General features: G+C 34.2%; 19 protein-coding genes and 2 pseudogenes. 17 read left to right on the plus strand and 4 right to left on the minus strand.

The features are described from left to right. From ACFWE9_RS20050 to ACFWE9_RS20060, 3 genes are all read left to right on the plus strand, one after another. The coding region (locus tag ACFWE9_RS20050; RefSeq protein ID WP_377358415.1) for a Fur family transcriptional regulator at positions 1–381 on the plus strand (381 nt) is incomplete at its 5' end. 268 nt (positions 382–649) lie between these two features. Continuing rightward, entirely contained in the window at positions 650–1753 is a 1104-nt protein-coding gene (locus ACFWE9_RS20055; protein ID WP_377358417.1) for an NAD(P)/FAD-dependent oxidoreductase, read from the plus strand. Between the two features lie 9 nt (positions 1754–1762). Then, positions 1763–3382 carry a nucleoside recognition domain-containing protein gene (locus ACFWE9_RS20060; protein ID WP_377358419.1) on the plus strand — a complete coding sequence of 540 codons (1620 nt, stop codon included), beginning with the start codon at positions 1763–1765 and terminating at the stop codon, positions 3380–3382. A 195-nt stretch (positions 3383–3577) separates the two neighbouring features. On the opposite strand, the gene ACFWE9_RS20065 is transcribed toward ACFWE9_RS20060, so the two are convergent. Together ACFWE9_RS20065 and ACFWE9_RS20070 are read right to left on the minus strand one after the other, a co-directional pair. After that, positions 3578–4345 carry a TIGR03943 family putative permease subunit gene (locus tag ACFWE9_RS20065; RefSeq protein ID WP_377358421.1) on the minus strand — a complete coding sequence of 256 codons (768 nt, stop codon included), beginning with the start codon at positions 4343–4345 and terminating at the stop codon, positions 3578–3580. Next, positions 4345–5364, minus strand: a complete 1020-nt coding sequence (locus tag ACFWE9_RS20070; protein ID WP_377358423.1) for a permease — start codon at positions 5362–5364, stop codon at positions 4345–4347. The genes ACFWE9_RS20065 and ACFWE9_RS20070 overlap by 1 nt, the downstream gene beginning before the upstream one ends. 480 nt (positions 5365–5844) lie before the next feature. Here ACFWE9_RS20070 and folE2 point away from each other — a divergent pair, with 480 nt between their 5' ends. From folE2 to ACFWE9_RS20115, 9 genes are all read left to right on the plus strand, one after another. Next, positions 5845–6756, plus strand: a complete 912-nt coding sequence (folE2, locus tag ACFWE9_RS20075; RefSeq protein WP_377358424.1) for a GTP cyclohydrolase FolE2 — start codon at positions 5845–5847, stop codon at positions 6754–6756. Between the two features lie 53 nt (positions 6757–6809). Then, positions 6810–6974 (plus strand): dCTP deaminase domain-containing protein, encoded by a 165-nt coding sequence (locus ACFWE9_RS20080; RefSeq protein ID WP_377358441.1) that lies wholly within the window; start codon positions 6810–6812, stop codon positions 6972–6974. Between the two features lie 384 nt (positions 6975–7358). After that, positions 7359–8537 (plus strand): GTP-binding protein, encoded by a 1179-nt coding sequence (locus ACFWE9_RS20085; RefSeq protein ID WP_377358426.1) that lies wholly within the window; start codon positions 7359–7361, stop codon positions 8535–8537. Between the two features lie 40 nt (positions 8538–8577). Next, positions 8578–8727, plus strand: a complete 150-nt coding sequence (gene rpmG / locus ACFWE9_RS20090; protein ID WP_098373698.1) for a 50S ribosomal protein L33 — start codon at positions 8578–8580, stop codon at positions 8725–8727. 79 nt (positions 8728–8806) lie between these two features. Beyond that, positions 8807–9076 carry a 30S ribosomal protein S14 gene (rpsN, locus tag ACFWE9_RS20095; protein WP_214795881.1) on the plus strand — a complete coding sequence of 90 codons (270 nt, stop codon included), beginning with the start codon at positions 8807–8809 and terminating at the stop codon, positions 9074–9076. A gap of 97 nt (positions 9077–9173) precedes the next feature. Then, positions 9174–9506, plus strand: coding sequence for a hypothetical protein (locus tag ACFWE9_RS20100; RefSeq protein WP_377358429.1), 333 nt, complete (start codon positions 9174–9176; stop codon positions 9504–9506). A 275-nt stretch (positions 9507–9781) separates the two neighbouring features. Continuing rightward, positions 9782–10960: an FAD/NAD(P)-binding protein gene (locus tag ACFWE9_RS20105; protein WP_377358430.1), complete on the plus strand. Its 1179-nt coding sequence runs from the start codon at positions 9782–9784 to the stop codon at positions 10958–10960. 55 nt (positions 10961–11015) lie between these two features. Then, complete coding sequence (locus ACFWE9_RS20110; RefSeq protein ID WP_377358432.1) at positions 11016–12203, plus strand: GTP-binding protein; 1188 nt, start codon at positions 11016–11018, stop codon at positions 12201–12203. Positions 12204–12384: 181 nt separating this feature from the next. Further along, positions 12385–13308 (plus strand): CobW family GTP-binding protein, encoded by a 924-nt coding sequence (locus tag ACFWE9_RS20115; protein WP_377358434.1) that lies wholly within the window; start codon positions 12385–12387, stop codon positions 13306–13308. Positions 13309–13391: 83 nt separating this feature from the next. On the opposite strand, the pseudogene rpmG (ACFWE9_RS20120) reads toward ACFWE9_RS20115, so the two are convergent. After that, a pseudogene (gene rpmG, locus ACFWE9_RS20120) lies at positions 13392–13535 on the minus strand (50S ribosomal protein L33); the annotation flags it as partial. Between the two features lie 190 nt (positions 13536–13725). Between rpmG (ACFWE9_RS20120) and ACFWE9_RS20125 the strand changes: the two are divergent. From ACFWE9_RS20125 to ACFWE9_RS20145, 5 genes and pseudogenes are all read left to right on the plus strand, one after another. Further along, positions 13726–14409, plus strand: a pseudogene (locus ACFWE9_RS20125) (metal ABC transporter solute-binding protein, Zn/Mn family). Positions 14410–14631: 222 nt separating this feature from the next. Then, entirely contained in the window at positions 14632–15630 is a 999-nt protein-coding gene (locus ACFWE9_RS20130) for a permease (protein WP_377358436.1), read from the plus strand. A 13-nt stretch (positions 15631–15643) separates the two neighbouring features. Beyond that, the gene (locus ACFWE9_RS20135) at positions 15644–16606 is read left to right on the plus strand and encodes a TIGR03943 family putative permease subunit (protein WP_377358438.1); all 963 of its coding nucleotides are present in this window, start codon (positions 15644–15646) and stop codon (positions 16604–16606) included. A 217-nt stretch (positions 16607–16823) separates the two neighbouring features. Further along, positions 16824–17006: a hypothetical protein gene (locus ACFWE9_RS20140; RefSeq protein ID WP_230160246.1), complete on the plus strand. Its 183-nt coding sequence runs from the start codon at positions 16824–16826 to the stop codon at positions 17004–17006. Between the two features lie 389 nt (positions 17007–17395). Further along, entirely contained in the window at positions 17396–17968 is a 573-nt protein-coding gene (locus ACFWE9_RS20145; RefSeq protein ID WP_230160248.1) for a restriction endonuclease, read from the plus strand. A 675-nt stretch (positions 17969–18643) separates the two neighbouring features. Here the strand turns inward: ACFWE9_RS20145 and ACFWE9_RS20150 are convergent. Next, on the minus strand, positions 18644–19027 hold the full coding sequence (locus ACFWE9_RS20150) for a ParB N-terminal domain-containing protein (RefSeq protein ID WP_230160250.1): 384 nt from the start codon (positions 19025–19027) through the stop codon (positions 18644–18646). Positions 19028–19183: the final 156 nt, after the last annotated feature.

Consider the following 19183-nt stretch of genomic DNA (forward strand, 5'->3'; position numbering starts at 1 on the left):
GGTTATAAGATGACGAATAATAGAAAACTATTAATTAAATTGATAAGTAACAGAAACAGTGAATTTATTTCCGCCAGAATTCTTCATAAAGAGGCTAAATTAAAAATCCCCGGTATCAGTTTAGATACGGTTTACAGAACATTGGTTTTATTGGAAAAAAAAGGGTTTATAGAGAAGAAAGGTATGTGGGAAAGAGAATGTAAATATCAATTAGTGTCTGAAAATACGAGGAGTATGATAAAATGCTTGAATTGTGGGAAAAGTGAATCTCTGGATAAAGATAACTGTCCTATAGATTTCTCAAAGGTTTCCTTTAATAATCAATTTAAATTACAAAGGTTTGAGTTTTATGGGTACTGTTACGATTGTTTAGAGAAATAGTTAGTAAATCACGTTACATCAAGGGTATTGAATTATAGATATACAATAGTAATTAAAAATATTGCCCTAATCACTCACATAACATAAACAAGTTCAACTTCGAACTGTAATAGTAGGTTATGTCTATAGATTGTCTCTAAACTTCACAACATAAATCGTAATTGTTTCGATTTGTGTTGTGAAATAGAACAAGGAAAAATGGATAATAGGATTCATAATAAACGAGATTCATTTAGCTAATAAGCTTTTTATAAAAGGAGGAATATACATGATTACGATTATAGGAGGAGGCCCAGCAGGGATTGGTATGGGTGTTCTATTAAAGCAGAATGGAATAGATGATTTTATTATTTTAGAGAGGGATCAAGTTGGTTCAACATTCTTTCAATGGCCTGAAGAAACAAGGTTTATCACACCATCTTTTACTGCTCATGGTTTTAGTTATTTAGATTTAAACGCGATTTTACCTGATACGTCACCTGCATATACTTTTGGAAAAGAACACTTATCAGGGGAGGAATATGGCGAATATTTATGTATGATTGCTGAACACTATAAGTTGCCAGTTAGTGAAAATACACAAGTACATAAAGTAGAAAAAAGGGAAGAAAAAAAGTATTGGGTACAAACAAGTGAGAAGGGTGATGGTTTTTTCTCAAATTCAGTTATTATTGCTTGTGGCGAATTCCAATTTCCAAAACGTCCTTTTAAATATGGGATACATTACGGCGATGTTACCTCATGGAAAGAAATTGAAGGGGATAGAATCATTATTGGTGGTGGTGAGAGCGCAGCTGATGCGGCCTATCACTTAAATAAAGAAGGGAGAAAAGTGGATGTATATTACTCTGCGAAACAGTGGTTTGATATTGAGGTAGATCCTAGTAGGACCTTATCACCATTTACAAGAGAAAGGCTTGAATCAACAAAAGCGCTTAATGGAATCTTTGAACATCCAATGAGTAGAGCAATCTCCGTCGAAAAGGACGATGAAAAAGACATGTTTCTCATTCAATTCGAGAATGGTGATGTTGTAGAAACTAAATGGGAACCAATTATCTGTACTGGTTTTGGGAGCGGTGCGAAGCAATTCAAGGAGTTATTTGAATGGAACGAAGAAGGACTACCAATCTTAACTGAAAAGGATGAGTCCACGCAAGCCCCTTCAGTATATTTGATTGGACCGAATGTAAGGCAAAGTAATACAATTTTTTGTTTTATTTATAAATTCCGCCAAAGGTTTGCCATTATTGCTGAGGATATCTTTTTCCATCATAATCTTCCTCGCAATCAAGAGGTTTTTGAAATGTATAAGAAGTCTGCCATGTACCTTGATGACTTATCTTGTTGTGAGAAAGGGTGCGCCTGTTAGGAGATTAATATGAAAATTGTATTATTAGGTTTAGAATCATCAGGAAAAACTACGCTACTCAAAGGATTATTACAAAAAAAATTCCCTACTCAGGGATCTAATGTTAAAGGATCTACCTCTACAATACTAGAAGTGAATGAAAACCAGACCCGGTATATGGATACACCTGGAATCCGTATAGGAAGTGAATTAGTCTCAAGTCAATATACAAGAAAAATGATAAAATCTGTAGATCAATATTGGTTTATAGTTAGAGGCACCCACTTTAAAGAGGAGATTGAAGTCTTAACAGAAGTTTTCCCTTTTGAAGATAAGCCGATTGCTGTCATAGTTAGCTTTGAAGATAAAATGGATCAAGAATCACTAAATGAATTAAATGATTTTAAAGAAAAAAACAAATTCCCTTTATTTATAATGGACACACGAAGAGTTGATTCAAGAGTTGGGGATAAAATACGTGAGTTAGCAAGATCAGTTACTTTTGCAGAAAGTGTGGAAATTAATAATTTACATATAAAAAAAATAAAGGACTTAAAATCACTGTTCCAAGTGCGAATCTTAGGGCCATATGTGGCTCTTATAACTTTACTAGTTATCTATTCCCTCCCAATCATTTTAGCCTACCAGTTTTCAAAAAGAGTAGAGGGCATTGTAGAATCAACCATTGTTAATTCTCTTATTAGATGGAGTGGAGGGGCTCCTGAAACCTTAAAAACTGTGCTATTTGGAGATTTTGGACTACTATCATTGGGAATCTACTCCTTCATTTGGGCTTTTCCGGTTGTGATATTATTCGGCTTAGCTATTGCGATTACAGAAGAAAGTGGATTAAAGGATCAAATTACAGATGCACTTGATCCACTTATGAGAAAAGTTGGTTTAACCGGACAAGATCTTGTTCCTATCATTAACGGTTTTGGATGCAATGTTGTTGCAATACAATCTAGTCGAAGTTGCAACATTTGTACTAGGAAGAACTGCATTTCAGTTATTTCCTTTGGCTCTGCCTGTAGCTATCAGCTAGGAGCGTCTCTATCTGTCTTTGGTGCTTCAGGACATATCTTTCTTATTATCCCGTATATATTCATCTTGATATTAATATCACTTATCCACGGAAAAATTTGGAATAAAAAAACATTGGTACCAATGTTTAAAAAAAGAGAGACTTTCTTGCAATGGCCTTCCGGACAAACTTTATCCTATAGACTAAAGCCTGTTTTAAGTCAATTTCTTGTCCAAGCTATGCCAATCTTTTTAATTATTTGTCTGATTGCTTCATTATTTGATTTTCTGGGATGGATGGAAATTTTAAAGGAGTTTATCGCACCCTTATTGGTTGTTATTGGCTTATCTACTGATATAGCCCCTGCATTTGTTGCAAGTTTATTCCGTAAGGACGGAATATTATTATTGAATGAAGGTTCCGGAATTATGGCAGAACAAATAGCAGTAGGAGAACTATTTATTGCGGTTTTCCTCTGTAGTACATTTACTGCCTGTTTAGTAACCTTAGTAAAAATAATGAAAGAACTTTCTTTTAAAGAGGCATTCTTATTAGCTGGAAAACAAATGATAACAAGTATTTTAAGCGTTATTTTGTTTTCCATTCTTTTATCGTTGTATAATTAAGTTTCTCACTTACTATCATAAATAATAAATCCAAATGATAAGTAAGAGGAAAGAATCATATGGAATGAATTGCATTATTTATTCCCCAGTACTTTTTACTATTAAAAAGTACTATATAAAGTAAGAGCAGATTTGATAGTGACTTTATCAAAAGCTGCTCTTACTTTTGTTTATATTAGTAATAGCCTGTCTATACTATTCGGTTATATCTACATATTCATATAAATAAACATCCTTTGGAGCTTGGATTTTCTTAGAAGTGATTAATTGGATCACTGGAACGGTCTCACCATTATAGCTTCCCTTAGTTAATTTCCCTTGAATAGTGTACCAACTATTCGTTTTCATTTTTTTTACATGACCATTAACCTGGTAACCATATAAGTTAGCATCAACGATACAACAGGTCATGGAAAGGCGAGCAATAGCAATTTGATTTTTCGGAAACTGATTCTCTCGATATACAAAACCTGAAATTTCTATTTTTCTTCCTTCGATATCTTCAATATTTGTCATTAAATAGTCCAAGACTTGAAAATAATTTTTATCGTCAACTTTTATTACATCATGTTGATGGAATGTTTCGTTCTTGGCAGTATCGTCAGACTGAATCTGTTTTTGAACAATTCCTCTCTTTGCCAATACATCTTCGCTTAATGTGAAATTAGTCAATGTAAACCCAAGTAAAATTGGTATCAAAAATAGACCATATTTGGAAATGGAGGTAAGAGACGACTTTGATTTCTCTTGATCTGTTACACATCCACAGCAATGAACATTATTTTTTTCTTTTTTCATTCGTAAACATCCCACAATCAAAAATGCTGCTAAGGAAATTAATGAGTATGACAGCATTTTCGGAGCAATTAATTGAGTTAAATTTCCAGATACATATAGCTTGAAAATCATTAGACCTAATCCAAGCAACAATAACGCTTCAAATTTATAAGTAATATTTTTCACTACAAACCTCCTCTACTGATCCAGACCCCTGCTAACAGGCATAAACTAAGGACGACTAAGAAGACTAGCAATATATATATAAATACAAAACGCCATTTAAAGCATGACAACATGATAAGAGTGTTTTTCAGGTCGAGCATAGGCCCAAATACTAGGAATCCCAAAATTGAACCCGGTAAAAAACTATGGGAAAAGGAGGCAGCCACAAAAGCATCTGCTGATGAACAAAGGGAGAGTATATATGCTATTCCCATCATCAGTACTGTTCCTTGGATTTGTGAATTTCCAAGTTCGGCTAGTATTGTCCTATCAACACAAACTTGAAACACACTGGCAAATACTGCACCTATGATAAAATATTTCCCCACCATAAAAAACTCATCAGTAATATGATTAATTAAATGAGTTAATTTATGTGATAAAGAGGAAAAGTGGTCGTGTTGAGTATGATTGTGCTCATTTGCATTTTCTTTAATAATGTCTTTTCTACAAAAAATATAAACGAATGCACCTACTATAATGGCGGTAAGTATACAAATGATGACCCGTCCATATATAATTTCTGGGTTCTTTTGAAAAGCATAATAGGTAGATCCAAATACTATGATATTTAAAATGGGTGCAGTGACTAATAGAACCACACCTGCATGTATAGGGACACCCTTAATAATCAGCCTACGAACGACTGGTATAATTGCACATTCGCATACAGGTACGATCAGTGCGGCAACGATAGACCAAAAGAGTGCGGCAATTGGTTTTTTTGGTATCATTCGCTGGACTAATTCTTCACTAATAAATAAGTGTATGAACGAGGAAGCGATTGCTCCAAGAAAAAGAAAGGGAATGGATTCTAAGAATAGTCCTAAAAATACAACGAACATTGAATTCAGCATTGGCATGGTTGATAGATTAATTTGAGTCGGAATAAAGCGTTCCCCCAAAAAGAAGAATCCTAGAAAAAGAAGTGATAGGATAAAAAATAATAGATTTGCCGAATAGCGTTTAAAACGCATCATATTAAGAACCACCTTCCTTACAAATCTTAATAATTACGATTTATGTTAATAAAGCATATGCTTGTCTTTATTCAACATTCTCACTTTTTTTCAAGTAGACATAGTTGTTAAAAGAAAAAGACTCAAAGTTTAGTAAACTCTTGATAGACTACCTGATAGAAAATAAGTAGTTTTTTTGTCTTTAATCACTTATAAATAATTGATTTATGAAAGTGAATATTATATGGTTAAAGAACAAAGCGTAATGATTACGATTTATTATATTTTCGTACTCTTCAAAGTATTCCAGCGTAAAATAAATTTTTCTAGAGACTTGTTTAGGGACCAATCATGTGATCACTAAATGGTTTCTAAATTGTACAGAACTTTTGTACTTAACTAAATTAAGAGGAATTCCATGTAGTTTTAGAAAAAGGTATTACTCGTGATCAATATTTTTATAACTGGTAAAGAATTATTATTGAAGGGAAGTATTAAAAGATGCCAATTCTGGAATTACCTAATAAACTAGACCGACTTCAATATTTTGGTTCAACCTGTCCTATTAATGGAGTTAAACCAACAGACAAACAATATATGCCAGACTTGCAAAACATAGAAAGAAATTATTTCTTTAAAATCGACAATGTAGGAATTAAAAAAATTAAGTATCCAGTCATTGTTAAAGCAGAATCTGAACCGGTAATTCAACAAACCATTGGTGAGTTTACACTAACTACTGAGTTGTGCAGTAATAAGAAAGGGATAAATATGAGCAGGCTCCCAGAAATTCTTCAAGAAGCCTATTCAAAGGGGATAGAAATGAATCCTCAGTCATTACGTCATTTAGCAAAAAGGATGGCAGAAAGGATGGAACAGAAATCTTCAGCTGTCCAAGTGTCTTTTCCATGGTTTTTTGAAAGAACAAGTCCTGTACTGGGTATGTCAGGTCTGATGAGTGCAGATGTAAATATAGAAGTAGGCTACCAGGAGCCAGCTATATGGAAGGAAAAGATAGGGATGATAGCAACAGTTACAACACTTTGTCCTTGTTCTAAAGAAATCAGTGAATATAGCGCCCATAATCAGAGAGGAATTGTTTCTATTGAAATTGAAACTTATTCAGATAGGAGCTTCCCTCGTAATTTTAAGGAAATCATGTTAGAAGTAATTGAATCGAATGCAAGTGCTAAGCTTTATTCCATCTTAAAAAGGCCTGATGAAAAGAAGGTGACGGAACAAGCATTTGAAAATCCAAGATTTGTTGAAGACCTGATTAGACTGGTTGCTGCGGACTTATATGAATTAAGGTGGGTTCAATCATTTCATATTGAATGCCGAAATGAGGAATCCATTCATTTACATGATGCTTATGCTTCATTATCTTATGATAAAGAAAAGGTGATACCATAATACTTTCAGCAAAATTCCGCGAAATTGTTGTTGAGGATGGGCAGTCCATTAATATAGGGCCACACTCATTCCTTTTAGCTACTACAAAAGAATGGATTAAACTTCTTGGCAATATTACCGCGTTTCTAGAAGGGAGAAGTTCAGTGGGCAGTTTGGGACTATTTATTCAAAATGCAGGGTGGGTTGACCCAGGTTTTGAAGGGAATATAACTCCTTGAGCTTTTTAACGCGAATAGAATCCCGATAAAATTAACTATAGGTCGTTGAATTTGTCAACTTGTCTTTTCTGAAGTAGATCAACAAGAAAAATTACACAATGGTAAATACTTTGGTCAAAAAAATGCGACATCAAGTAGAATTTATAAGGATTTAGAACTCTAAAGAAAGAGATGAAAGAATTTATTTATAAAAAAGCCTTGTAAATAGTAATCGTTACGATTTATAATAGTATAGCTATTAACAATAGCGGGAGAGAAAAAGCAAACCTTAATAATAAAGTATAGCTATGTATTATTAGATATTAAATCGTAATGGTTTCGTTTTGTATGCGTAGATTATATTCAATTAATGATATAAGGGTGCTTTTTGAAAGGAGTGAAAATGTGGGTTCGAAAAGAATTCCAGTTACAGTACTAAGTGGTTATCTTGGTTCAGGAAAGACAACACTGCTAAATCACATTTTAACTAATCGAGATAATCTTAAAGTAGCTGTTATTGTCAATGATATGAGTGAAGTAAATATTGATGCTACCTTGGTGAAAAAAGGGGGATTTTCTAAAACTAACGAGAAACTGGTAGAAATGCAAAATGGCTGTATATGTTGTACGCTTAGGGAAGATTTACTGATTGAAGTGGAAAAGCTTGCACAGCTAGGAGATATTGATTATATCGTTATAGAATCAAGTGGAATAAGTGAACCAATACCCGTAGCTCAGACCTTCACCTATGTTGATGAGAGTTTGGGAATAGACTTGTCTAGATTATGTAAGCTGGATACTATGGTTACCGTTTTAGATGCTAATCGATTTTGGCATGATTACGCATCAGGAGAAACTCTATTGGATCGTAAGCAGGCAGTTGATGAAACTGATGAGAGGGAAATAGCCGATTTATTAATTGATCAAATTGAATTTGCTAATGTGATTGTACTGAACAAAGTCGATTTAGTATCGTCAACAAATGTTCAAGAACTAAAATCAGTTTTACAAAAATTCAATCCAGAGGCCCGTATTATTGAGAGTGAATATTCACGTGTACCACTTACTCAAGTTCTAAACACAGGACTTTTTGATTTTGAGACCTCCAGTCAGGGGGCAGGGTGGCTTAAAGAATTAAATGAAGAGCATGTCCCAGAAACAGAAGAGTATGGTATAGCATCATTTGTATATCGCCGCAATAAGCCATTCCACCCAGAAAGGCTAATGAATTGGATACATAATTGGCCAGTAGAGGTGGTACGCTCTAAAGGATTTCTTTGGTTAGCTACACGGAACGACATTTCCGGACTTCTCTCGCAAGCTGGACCTTCTCTAACTATTCAGGCAGCAGGAAATTGGATAGTGAGTTACCCCGAAGAAGAGCGAGTGCAAATTTTAAAAGATGAACCAGAACTCTTGGATAGATGGGACGAAACATTTGGTGACCGTTTAACCGAATTGGTTATGATTGGAATTGATATGAGTCAAAAAGAAATTGAAAAAACCTTGGACGAATGCTTACTTACGGAAGCAGAAATGAATCAAGATTGGTCGGAATTTAAAGACCCACTACCTTCTTTTTAAGAAATATGAGTAAATATAAAACAATGTAGGAGGAAAAAAGATGAGAATTAATATTACGTTAGCATGTACGGAAACTGGAGATCGCAATTATATTACTACAAAGAATAAACGAAATAACCCGGATAGAATTGAACTAATGAAATATTGTCCACGATTAAAAAGACGTACGTTACACAGAGAAACCAAATAAAGCATTAAGAGAATAAATAAAAAAGCAAAAGCATTTATAATAAAACGTAATCGTTTCGATTTGTAAAAGGAGAATTATTATGGCGAAAAAATCAAAAGTTGTTAAAGAACAAAAAAGGCAGGAGATGGTGATGAAATATGCAGCCATTCGTGCAGAGTTAAAAGAAAAAGGTGATTTTGAAGCACTAAGAAAACTTCCTAGAGATTCTTCACCTACACGGCTTAAGAACAGATGTGAAGTAACTGGAAGGCCAAGGGGATATCTAAGAAAGTTTAAAATGTCTAGGATTGCTTTTAGAGAGTATGCTCACAAAGGTCAAATACCGGGTGTGAAAAAAGCTAGTTGGTAAAATATTCAATATTTCAACTGCCGGATGTTGAAATCTGGTAGTTGATGTTTTTATGTAAATATTAAGGGGTGAATATGAGCGGATTAATCCTATCTTAATGGAATTTTTACTTCGAAGTGTTATCAAAAAATTACCTGATATACACAGAGAAGTTTACCAGTATATTGAGAGTATGGAATATCAATTAGAGGAAGTTTCTGTGGATGTAAAACAATTTCTTCAGTTAATGATTGAGAAATCTCCATTTAAAGCGGCAGCAGACCACTTCTCACTCCATATCTCTACAATAAAGGAAATAATGGATGGGGCACAAATGGAAATAGATAAATCTATAGATGAACGGTGTAATCGAATTAAATGGATTGATTATACCGATAAATTTAAGCAATCCGATAAAACTACCCAGCGAGCATTTATCTTCTTATCTTAACCTTAAAACCATCTGCGCAAAAGATAACTGAACCATTCTAATTTAAGTATTGAGTTATTTTCCAATGATACTTCATTAATTTCCTTTCGAGATAAGGGAAAAAGACTAATCTGGTGACTAGTTCAATAGATTTATGTATGGCCCCATTTACCCTCACAATTAAGATTGGATGCATGCTATAAACTAGGTATATTGATGAGAAACAACAAATGGAGAGAATTTGCATACAAGGATTGTAAGTAATTATGATATTGATTATACATAAGGAGGTAGTTATGTTTAAGTGGATTATTGTTGGAGGCGGCATACAGGGAACCACATTAGCCACATTTTTATTAAAGACTGGCAAGGTAACCATTAATGAGTTAGCTATTATTGATAAAAATGCTAGGCCTTTGGAAAAGTGGAAAAAACGAGCTGATATCATATCTATGCCGTACCTTCGGTCACCGGTTGTACACCACATCGATGTTAAACCAGATAGTTTAAAAAGCTACGTGAAAAGAAACAAAAATGATTGGCCTACAGCTCTGTACGGATATTATAAACGTCCTTCACTTGATGCTTTCAATGAACACTGTAATCAGCTTATGGAAGAAGTAGCAATTAAAAAAGCCTGGATACAAGGAGAAGCATTAACCCTTGAAAAGACACATGATCGTTGGTCTGTTTCCTTAACTAATGGGCAGAAGGTATATGGAAAAAATCTTGTCTTAGCTTTGGGGATAGGTGAACAACTTATGTGGCCTGAATGGGCAAGGGATTTGAAGAAAAAAAACCCAGATAAGATATTACATATTTTCGATGATAAAGTACTGGATTTCACTTCAATTATGGCACCTATTGCTATCATAGGTGGTGGGATTACAGCTGCACATCTAGCTGTAAAAATGTCAAACCATTTTCCTGCTGAAGTTACATTAATAAAAAGGCACCCCTTTCGAATCCATACCTTTGATAGTGACCCAGCGTGGCTTGGACCAAAGAATCAGACGGGTTATCGAAAAATAAAGGACTACCGAATGCGAAGAGAACAAATCAAAAACGCCAGACATAGAGGGTCACTTCCGCAAGATTTATATGCAACCTTAAAAAATAGAATAAGAAAAGGAACAATCCATGTTGCCGATCATGAAGTGATGGCGATAAAAGCAGAAGATAAACGGGTGCACTTATTCGACGATAAAAATAATAAAATCGGAACCTTTGGAATGGTAATATTAGCTACTGGTTTTGAATCATCTTTACCCGGTAAATCTCTAATACAACCTATTATAGAAAAATATCATTTAAGGTGTGCAGAATGCGGTTATCCTATTGTTTCAAAAAATTTACAATGGGGAGAAAACTTATATGTGACAGGTGCATTAGCAGAACTTGAAATGGGTCCTATAGCACGTAATATTTCTGGTGCACGTCAAGCTGCAAGTTTAATCGTAAATTCTTTATGCTAAAACATAGTATGTAAATCGAAATGATTACTATTTATTAGATGGTGAGGGAAATAAAATGAAAAAAATTCCGGTGACCGTATTAAGTGGTTATCTAGGGGCAGGAAAGACAACTTTACTGAATCATATTTTAAAAAATAGCCTAGGATTAAAAGTAGCAGTGATAGTAAATGACATGAGTGAAATAAATATTGATAGCGAACTGGTCAAACAAGGTGGTCATATTTCTCGGGTAGAAGAGAGGCTTGTTGAATTGTCCAACGGCTGCATTTGCTGTACTTTGCGTGAAGACTTACTTCAAGAGGTAGAAAAGTTGGCTAGAGCAGGAGATATTGACTATATTCTTATAGAATCAACCGGGATTAGCGAGCCTATTCCCGTGGCACAAACATTTTCATATATAGATGAGAATATGGGTATCGATTTAACTGAATATTGCCAATTGGATACTATGGTTACGGTCGTAGATGCGAATCGATTCTGGCATGATTTTCAATCAGGGGATTCCTTACTGGATAGAAAGGAAGCAGTAGGCGAGAGTGATGATAGAAATATTGCTGATTTATTGATAGATCAAATAGAATTTTGCGATGTACTCATTCTTAATAAATGTGACTTGGTAGAGAATGAAAACTTAAATCAATTAGAGAATGTATTACGTACATTACAACCTGATGCTAAGCTGATTCGTACAGAAAATAGCCAGATAGATCCTAAACACATTTTGGATACTAGACTGTTTGATTTTGATAAAGCAAGCGCCTCAGCAGGTTGGCTTCAAGAATTAAATGAAGGGCATGCTGCACATACACCCGAGACCGAAGAATATGGATTATCATCGTTTGTTTATGCAAGAAGATTGCCTTTTAATTCAGAGAAATTTTCAAATTGGATACATTCAATGCCTAAAGAAATCGTACGTGCTAAAGGGATTGCATGGTGTGCGACCAGAAATAATGTAGCTTTGCTATTTTCACAAGCAGGGCCATCAGTGACACTTGAGCCATTGTCTTATTGGGTTGCCTCTCTATCGGAACTACAACAAGAGGAGATATTTAAAAATGAACCACAAATCCTTAAGGAATGGGATATTGAGTATGGAGATCGTCATACTAAGCTAGTCTTCATTGGGATGGGTATCAACACAAGGAAACTCACAAAAGAATTGGATGCGTGCTTGTTAACGGTAAGTGAGCTAGAAAGCAACTGGGCAAGGCTTCCAGACCCATTTACTTGGAATGTATAAGATAAATCTTTTTATGAATAGGTAAGATTATATGATAAGTATTCAATTTTGCGGAAATAAGTTTATTTAAAATGAGCAAACATGAAAACTAGTAAAAAGGAAAACAAAAGTTTGCATCAAATAAAGACATATTATTACTAACATAATTTTAAAGTAACATGTTTATTAAGGAGTAGTTAAAATGGCACAAGTAGAGGTAGTTATCATAAGTGGATTTCTCGGAAGTGGAAAAACTACTTTGTTGCAGAATCTATTAATGGATGAAAAAGGTAGCGGAAGAAAAGTGGCAGTTTTAATGAATGAATTGGGCGAGAAATCCGTTGATTCTGACATAATAGGTGACAAGGTTCCTCTACAGGAATTGTTGAATGGATGTATCTGTTGCACGGCTAAAGATGAATTGGAAATCTCTTTATTAACATTATTCCATATGCATCAACCTGATGTAATATACATAGAGGCATCTGGTGTGGCCCATCCTATTGAAATCCTAGATGCTTGTCTGTCTCCTATCATTGCTGACCGTATATCCATACGCTCAATTATAACTACGGTTGATGCAGACAGATGGTTACAAAGGAGCAGAAATAGTCCTCAACTGAATCGCTTATATGAAGAGCAAGTAAAACATGGAGATACCTTGATCATCAATAAAACTATTCGGTTAAGTAAAAAAGAATTACAGCAAATTAAAGCTGATTTAAAATCAATAAATCCAGGTGCAACTCTTCATATAACTAATTTTTCGAACATATCATTATCAGGTATTCCTTATTCCAATCGTAATTCCATTTGTGAATTTGAGAAGTTGAATGTTCATCAACGTTTGCATATCCAATCATTAACCTATACCTTTACGAATGAAATTAAAAAAACAGATTTTGAAAATTGGTTAATGAAACTTCCTGATACAATTCACCGAATAAAAGGCTTTGTTCGATTCGAGGAAGAAAAAGGGAAAGTTAATCTATTCCAATATACATACGGGGTACCTACTTATTATCCACAAGATATTGCTTTTAAAAATCATTTCGTTATTATTGGAGAAAATCTAGACAGTAGGGAAGTTTACTCTCAATTAAAAGATCTCGAAAATAAATATTAATAAGACGTGAACTTAAAAAACTTCTATATTAAGATATGAGCTGCCATAAAGTAGAATCACCAACTATGCGAAAAATCTGCTCATTAACAATATTGGAAGCCTGTTATACGGTTTAATGTGGATCTTTTTAGGCGTGGACTATCTTTCATCAGTACTAATCCGTCCGGGTTGTTTCTCTTGTTTTTTGACGTAATGAAATTACGGTCTCCTGTTTTAGTACATGTTAATTTTTACTATCCTCTAATAATCCTTTACATTACTCTAAAATAGTTTTAAGATTTAAAACGTAATAATTACGATTTAAAAACAAAAACCTTCTATACTGGAGTGGGGATTGAAGGTTTTGCAGAAGAAGCAGTTGAAACCTTGAAAAAGGAAAACGTAAGTATTTTAAAAGCAGCAGAATGAATTGAGCTCATAGACTCAACTCATTCTGACGAACATGAACATGAAGGCGAAGAAAGACACTCTGACGAACTTGAACACGAAAGCGAGGAAACACATTCTGATGATCACGAAGGAGAGGAAGGGGCAACTGAAGATCATGTGCATGAAGACGATGGCCATGACCACGTAGATTTGGATCCCCATGTATGGTTAGATCCTGTTCTTGCCATTGACCGTGCTAACAATATTAAAAATTCGTTAAGTGATATAATGCCAGAACATGTTTCAGAGTTTGAATCTAATTTTCTTCAATTAAAAAGCGATTTAGAAAAACTAAATCAAGATTTTAAATCAACCGTCGACAACTCCAAAACGAAGTATTTATTAGTATCTCATGCTGCATATGGATATTGGTAAAGTCGATATGGAATTGAAGAGATTGCTATTTCAGGTTTATCTCCTTCACAGGAGCCTTCTCAGAAAGAATTACAAGAAATCGTTCAGGAATCAACAGAACATGGCGTCCATTATGTGATTTTCGAGCAGAATCTAACTCCAAAAGTTGCAGAGATGATTCAAAATGAAATCGGTACGAAGTCTCTTACTCTTCATAATCTAGAAGCGATAACAGAGGAGAATATAAAACAAGGTGATGATTATTTTAGCATCAATAGAAAAAATCTAGAAACCATTCAGACAGCATTAAATGAATAAAATCAAACATAGTATAAGAGAAAAAATATTTAACATAGCTAGAATCTAAAACTTTCATAACCCTTCCATCTTCTTGTGGCAGGGCTTTCTTTACTATTAGTCATGTGAATTTAATTGTTAAAGTTTGCTATATATTATTAAGTAAATCTTTCATTCATACTCTACAACTTTCTAATATATTTTATGGAAGAAGCACTACATTATATTTTAAGGGAGGTACCTATGATTCGGATTATTCGAGGTTATATGATAGATATAACCGGTATTATCATAATAGCGCTAGCTCTTTTCCTGTTTTCTTTCAGTTCTAGTATAAAAGATACCTTTGTTATTCCACCGTCATTGTTAAATTTAAATACTATTTTTCTAAGTATTTTAATAGAAGCCCTGCCCTTTGTTTTAATTGGGGTCCTCATCGCTGGAGTGATCCAAATCTTTGTTACTGAGGAACATATTCAAAGGTGGATACCAAAGAATAAGGTTATGGCTGTAATCATGAGCTGTATTGTAGGAGCGCTGTTTCCTGCCTGTGAATGTGGAATCGTCCCCATTGTCCGACGTTTAGTTGTAAAAGGAGTACCTATTCAGGCTGCGATGGGTTTTATGTTAACAGGCCCTCTTATCAACCCGATTGTTATTGCTTCTACATATATGGCATTTGGAAACGATTTTAAAATTGCTGGATTGCGTATGGGGTTAGGTTTTCTGGTGGCTATAATGGTTGCCTTTGCTGTCGGTTGGATTTTTAAAGGCAATCAATTTAAGGCTTCTATCATTTCTGTTTCAACCCATAATCACAGTAAAAATCAATCACTTTCCAATCGTTTTTGGTCGATGCTCACACATTCAATTGATGAGTTTTTTGATATGGGGAAATACCTGGTTATGGGAGCTTTTTTAGCTGCTTTTGTACAAACCTATATGCCAGCAAAATCCTTGTTGGAGGCTGGAAACGGTCCGGCTTCTTCTATAATTGTTATGATGGGATTGGCTTACGTTTTATCTCTATGTTCTGAAGCAGACGCGTTTATAGGAGCTTCCTTTAGCAGCATTTTTCCAGTTTCATCAATCCTTGGCTTCTTAATTTTCGGACCCATGATTGATTTAAAGAACACACTTTTGATGCTGAGCGTTTTTCGATTTAAATTTGTTATGGTTTTGCTAGCATTGGTTGTTTCTATGGTGTTTATCACTTTAATGCTGCTGCAAAGCTTTTTATAAGGAGGGGAAAATCATGCAACTCCAATTTCAGCAAGCTGCTAGAGCTTTAATTTTACTAGCTTTTTCGTCCCTCATATTTAAGCTTCATTTCACCGGTGAAATTACAAAGTTCATTAACCCAAAATATGAAAGTTTAAGCCAAGTAGCTTCTGTAATATTTTTGATTTTGTTTTTTATTCAAATTACAAGGACATGGAAAGTAAAGAAAAGCAGCTATCATCATTGTGATCAGCACGACCATGACTGCGACCATAACCATGATCATGGAGATTCTTCTTTTAACACAAAAAAACTAATTTCGTATTTTATTATTGTGTTTCCATTACTAACTGGGTTTCTGCTTCCAGCCAAAGTACTCGATGCTTCTATTGCCAATAAGAAAGGGGCAATGCTGGCACTGTCAAACCAAAAACAAGCACCTAAAGAAGACAAAAATAAAGAAAACAGTAACCCTCCAGAAGTAATGGAAGAGAGTAACATAAATGGTCAGGCTAATCCCTCTATAGATGACAACCCTGTAGACCCAGCTCTTCTAGAAAACCAGCAGGAAGAAATCTCAGAGGAAGAATATAATCAACTGATACAACAGTTAGAACAAAACCAAAATATTGAGATGAATGACTATGTTTATGCAGCCTATTATGAAGAAATGAGTAAAGATATTAATAAGTTTAAGGGAAGAAAAATCGAATTAAAGGGCTTTGTTTATAAAGAAGATGGATTTGCTCAAAATCAGCTGGTAATTTCAAGATTTTTAATTACTCACTGTGTCGCAGATGCAAGTATTATTGGATTTCTTTCAGAGTTCCCAGAGGCTTCTTCCCTAGACAAGGATACATGGATCAAAGCAAATGGTGTAATAGAAATTACGACGTATAACGGGAAGGAGCTTCCTGTAATCAAAATTACTGATTGGGAAAAAATCAGTGAACCTATTGAGCCTTATCTTTATCCGATTATTGTAAAAATATTATAAAACATTTGCAAAAAGAAGCTGATTTCATCGGCTTCTTTTAATTTTATTTAACTTTTATAGTTTATGCAACTTGTTCGTCAATTGAAAGAAAACGACAATGTTCATATAGGCTCTTAACTATACTACCATGATGGGAAAACATTTAAGAATCATGAAGGTGAACTTTAACCTTATTGCACTTCAGTGCAACTTTACTGTCACTCAAGGGCGATTCACTATGTCTGTAATTATTATTCTTCCTATAGGAGCTCAATTACATGGTGAAACATTAGCAATTAGTCCTGAAGGTATTCCTTCTCCAGTATTGGAATACAGCGATAAAACTCCAAATGTAGATCGACATATACTTCAATATTCAATGCAATATGACCCAATTTTCACAATTCGTTATAAATATTAAACTAATAACAGGGTAAACTCTTTACTGGGTTTGCTCCTTTTAATGATTGATATAATATTTCATCAATTTCTATTACCGTCATCCTTTGAGAATGCTACAAAATTTCTAGATTTAGAAGCCTTAGATCTTTTGACCCTTAACTTTGCAGTTGCAGCCATCTCCCTCCTTATATTCATTATTTTGATAGGGGTCTTTAGTGCTCCCTTATCTAAAGATTCTAAGTCTTCCTGAATCCAGCATTCTTGGTTTTTTTGTATATTATAATTATAGTTATAAGGCCCTTTATCCAAAAAGGGCTTTTGTCGTTTAAAATCCTTATTAATTGTCGATACCTTTAATAAAAGGAGGCGGTAAAAATTTTTATCATAGAGCTAATTGTAGCCATTGTTTTGGCTGGGGCTTTTATTCAGTTTCGTCTGACAAAAAGTAAGGAACATTACAAAGCTGCATTGCTAGCACACCATATAGACACAAGTGATGAAATGAAAAGGACTTTAGCAATGGGGCTGTATCTTAGGTTTAGAAAAGAAAATCCAGATGATAAAAAATTAATAAAAGATAATTCCATTTTTATTAAACAAGATCCAATTGCTTTCGAGTCTTTTGTTGCTGAGGTATTTGGTAGATCAAGGGGTGGAAATACATGGGTAACTCCTCCATCTGGTGATTATGGGGTAGATTTTGAGCATGAAACTAAAGAAGGAAAGTATCTTGGTCAAGTTAAATGTTATAAAGATGACTTGGATTTTGAGGCAATAGCTATACTTCATTCCAATATTATTAAACAAGGATTACAGAGTGGTTATGTAATAACAACAGGAGACTTCACAAAAAATGCTCGGAAATACGCTGAAGGGTTAAATATTGAATTAATCAATGGGGTCCAATTAGTTGATCTATGGTTAGAAGGATTAGAGAATGGTGAACAGGAGATTAAGCAGGTAATTCCTGAATATGTGTAAAAAACTATTTTTAGGCTGACCCATAATGTGAGATTTTGAAAAGAAACCTTACGCTCCCTATCCTAAAGTAAAGTGGGGTTGACCGTAGTAAATAATACTTTCAATTTTACAAAGAACAGACGACAAGTTTACATATCGGCAATCAATAAACACAGAAGAGATATTACGTCAAGGCTATTGGTTTATTTGCTGTTGCTCACTCTATGGAACTGATTATTGAAACAAAAAAGTTAAGTTACGTGAGTTAACAATTAAAAACGTAGTTTCTATGTTAGAGTCTAATAAATTTAATTTCAAATAAAAACTGGGGGTAAACCTTTTATAGGGTTTGCTCTCCTTTTAGTGAGCTGATTAACCTTACGGGTAACCCCCATAACGGGCATTTGTTCGGACTGACTTCAGGCTGGCATATAGTTCATTCATGGTAATTCCATATAAAACAACCTTTTATCAGTTAATTTTTAAATGAGGTAACTAAATCTGCTGCTAAGAGATTTGAGCCACTTACTCCTTTCAAATATTTTAAACTTCCCTCACTTGACCAATCAATGTTTTGAATATGGGTTAAACTCTTAGAAATTTTAGTATTGTTCAATTGATTAGATGAAAAATTATAGTTCTCTGAAATAATGTGATTTCCAGCGATGGATAGAGCATTTAAACAAACTATATGAGTTAATCTATATTTTTTGTAATCGTTCCATTGGTTAGGCAAAATAAGTCTGACTTTCTCGTCAATAATTTTAAAACATTATGGATGTTTTGTAATGTGATATGCTTTTCTTTATTTCTCTTACCAATAAGAGTTCCAATGCTGTAAAAAGGACTATCAGGATTAATAATAAGTTGGGTTGCAATCCAACTAAGGTTGTCGTTGTTTCTTTTCAAATATCTGCTTAATGAAGATCCAATACCTTTAGCTTTTGTATTATTGATATCAAAAAATTTAATTTCTTCATCTTCATCCAAACAGTGAAAAGCTAGGAAGGGCACATTTAACATCGCACTTGTTTTTTTTGTATATACTCCGATTCCCCCTAATCTATGCTGACCATCCATTAGAGTACCTTTTTTTTGCCTATTAATTTACCCATATTAGGACAAGTTTAATTCCCACTCGTCTCCGGAGTTAAGCAATTATTTCATACTTTCTCAGAACAGTTCAGTAAAAACTAACTCAAATCTAGCCGATATATATATTTAAGGTATAATAAC

The organism is Peribacillus sp. NPDC060253, from assembly GCF_042727425.1.
GTDB lineage: Bacteria > Bacillota > Bacilli > Bacillales > DSM-1321 > Peribacillus.

Coding starts and splice junctions, on each gene's coding strand:
- ACFWE9_RS20130 (WP_377358436.1), top strand. CDS start 14,632: ATGATTCGGATTATTCGAGGTTATATGATAGATATAACCGGTATTATC.
- ACFWE9_RS20110 (WP_377358432.1), top strand. CDS start 11,016: ATGAAAAAAATTCCGGTGACCGTATTAAGTGGTTATCTAGGGGCAGGA.
- ACFWE9_RS20135 (WP_377358438.1), top strand. CDS start 15,644: ATGCAACTCCAATTTCAGCAAGCTGCTAGAGCTTTAATTTTACTAGCT.
- ACFWE9_RS20105 (WP_377358430.1), top strand. CDS start 9,782: ATGTTTAAGTGGATTATTGTTGGAGGCGGCATACAGGGAACCACATTA.
- rpmG (WP_098373698.1), top strand. CDS start 8,578: ATGAGAATTAATATTACGTTAGCATGTACGGAAACTGGAGATCGCAAT.
- ACFWE9_RS20060 (WP_377358419.1), top strand. CDS start 1,763: ATGAAAATTGTATTATTAGGTTTAGAATCATCAGGAAAAACTACGCTA.
- ACFWE9_RS20070 (WP_377358423.1), bottom strand. CDS start 5,364: ATGATGCGTTTTAAACGCTATTCGGCAAATCTATTATTTTTTATCCTA.
- ACFWE9_RS20140 (WP_230160246.1), top strand. CDS start 16,824: ATGTCTGTAATTATTATTCTTCCTATAGGAGCTCAATTACATGGTGAA.
- ACFWE9_RS20115 (WP_377358434.1), top strand. CDS start 12,385: ATGGCACAAGTAGAGGTAGTTATCATAAGTGGATTTCTCGGAAGTGGA.
- folE2 (WP_377358424.1), top strand. CDS start 5,845: ATGCCAATTCTGGAATTACCTAATAAACTAGACCGACTTCAATATTTT.
- ACFWE9_RS20055 (WP_377358417.1), top strand. CDS start 650: ATGATTACGATTATAGGAGGAGGCCCAGCAGGGATTGGTATGGGTGTT.
- rpsN (WP_214795881.1), top strand. CDS start 8,807: ATGGCGAAAAAATCAAAAGTTGTTAAAGAACAAAAAAGGCAGGAGATG.
- ACFWE9_RS20100 (WP_377358429.1), top strand. CDS start 9,174: ATGGAATTTTTACTTCGAAGTGTTATCAAAAAATTACCTGATATACAC.
- ACFWE9_RS20150 (WP_230160250.1), bottom strand. CDS start 19,027: ATGGATGGTCAGCATAGATTAGGGGGAATCGGAGTATATACAAAAAAA.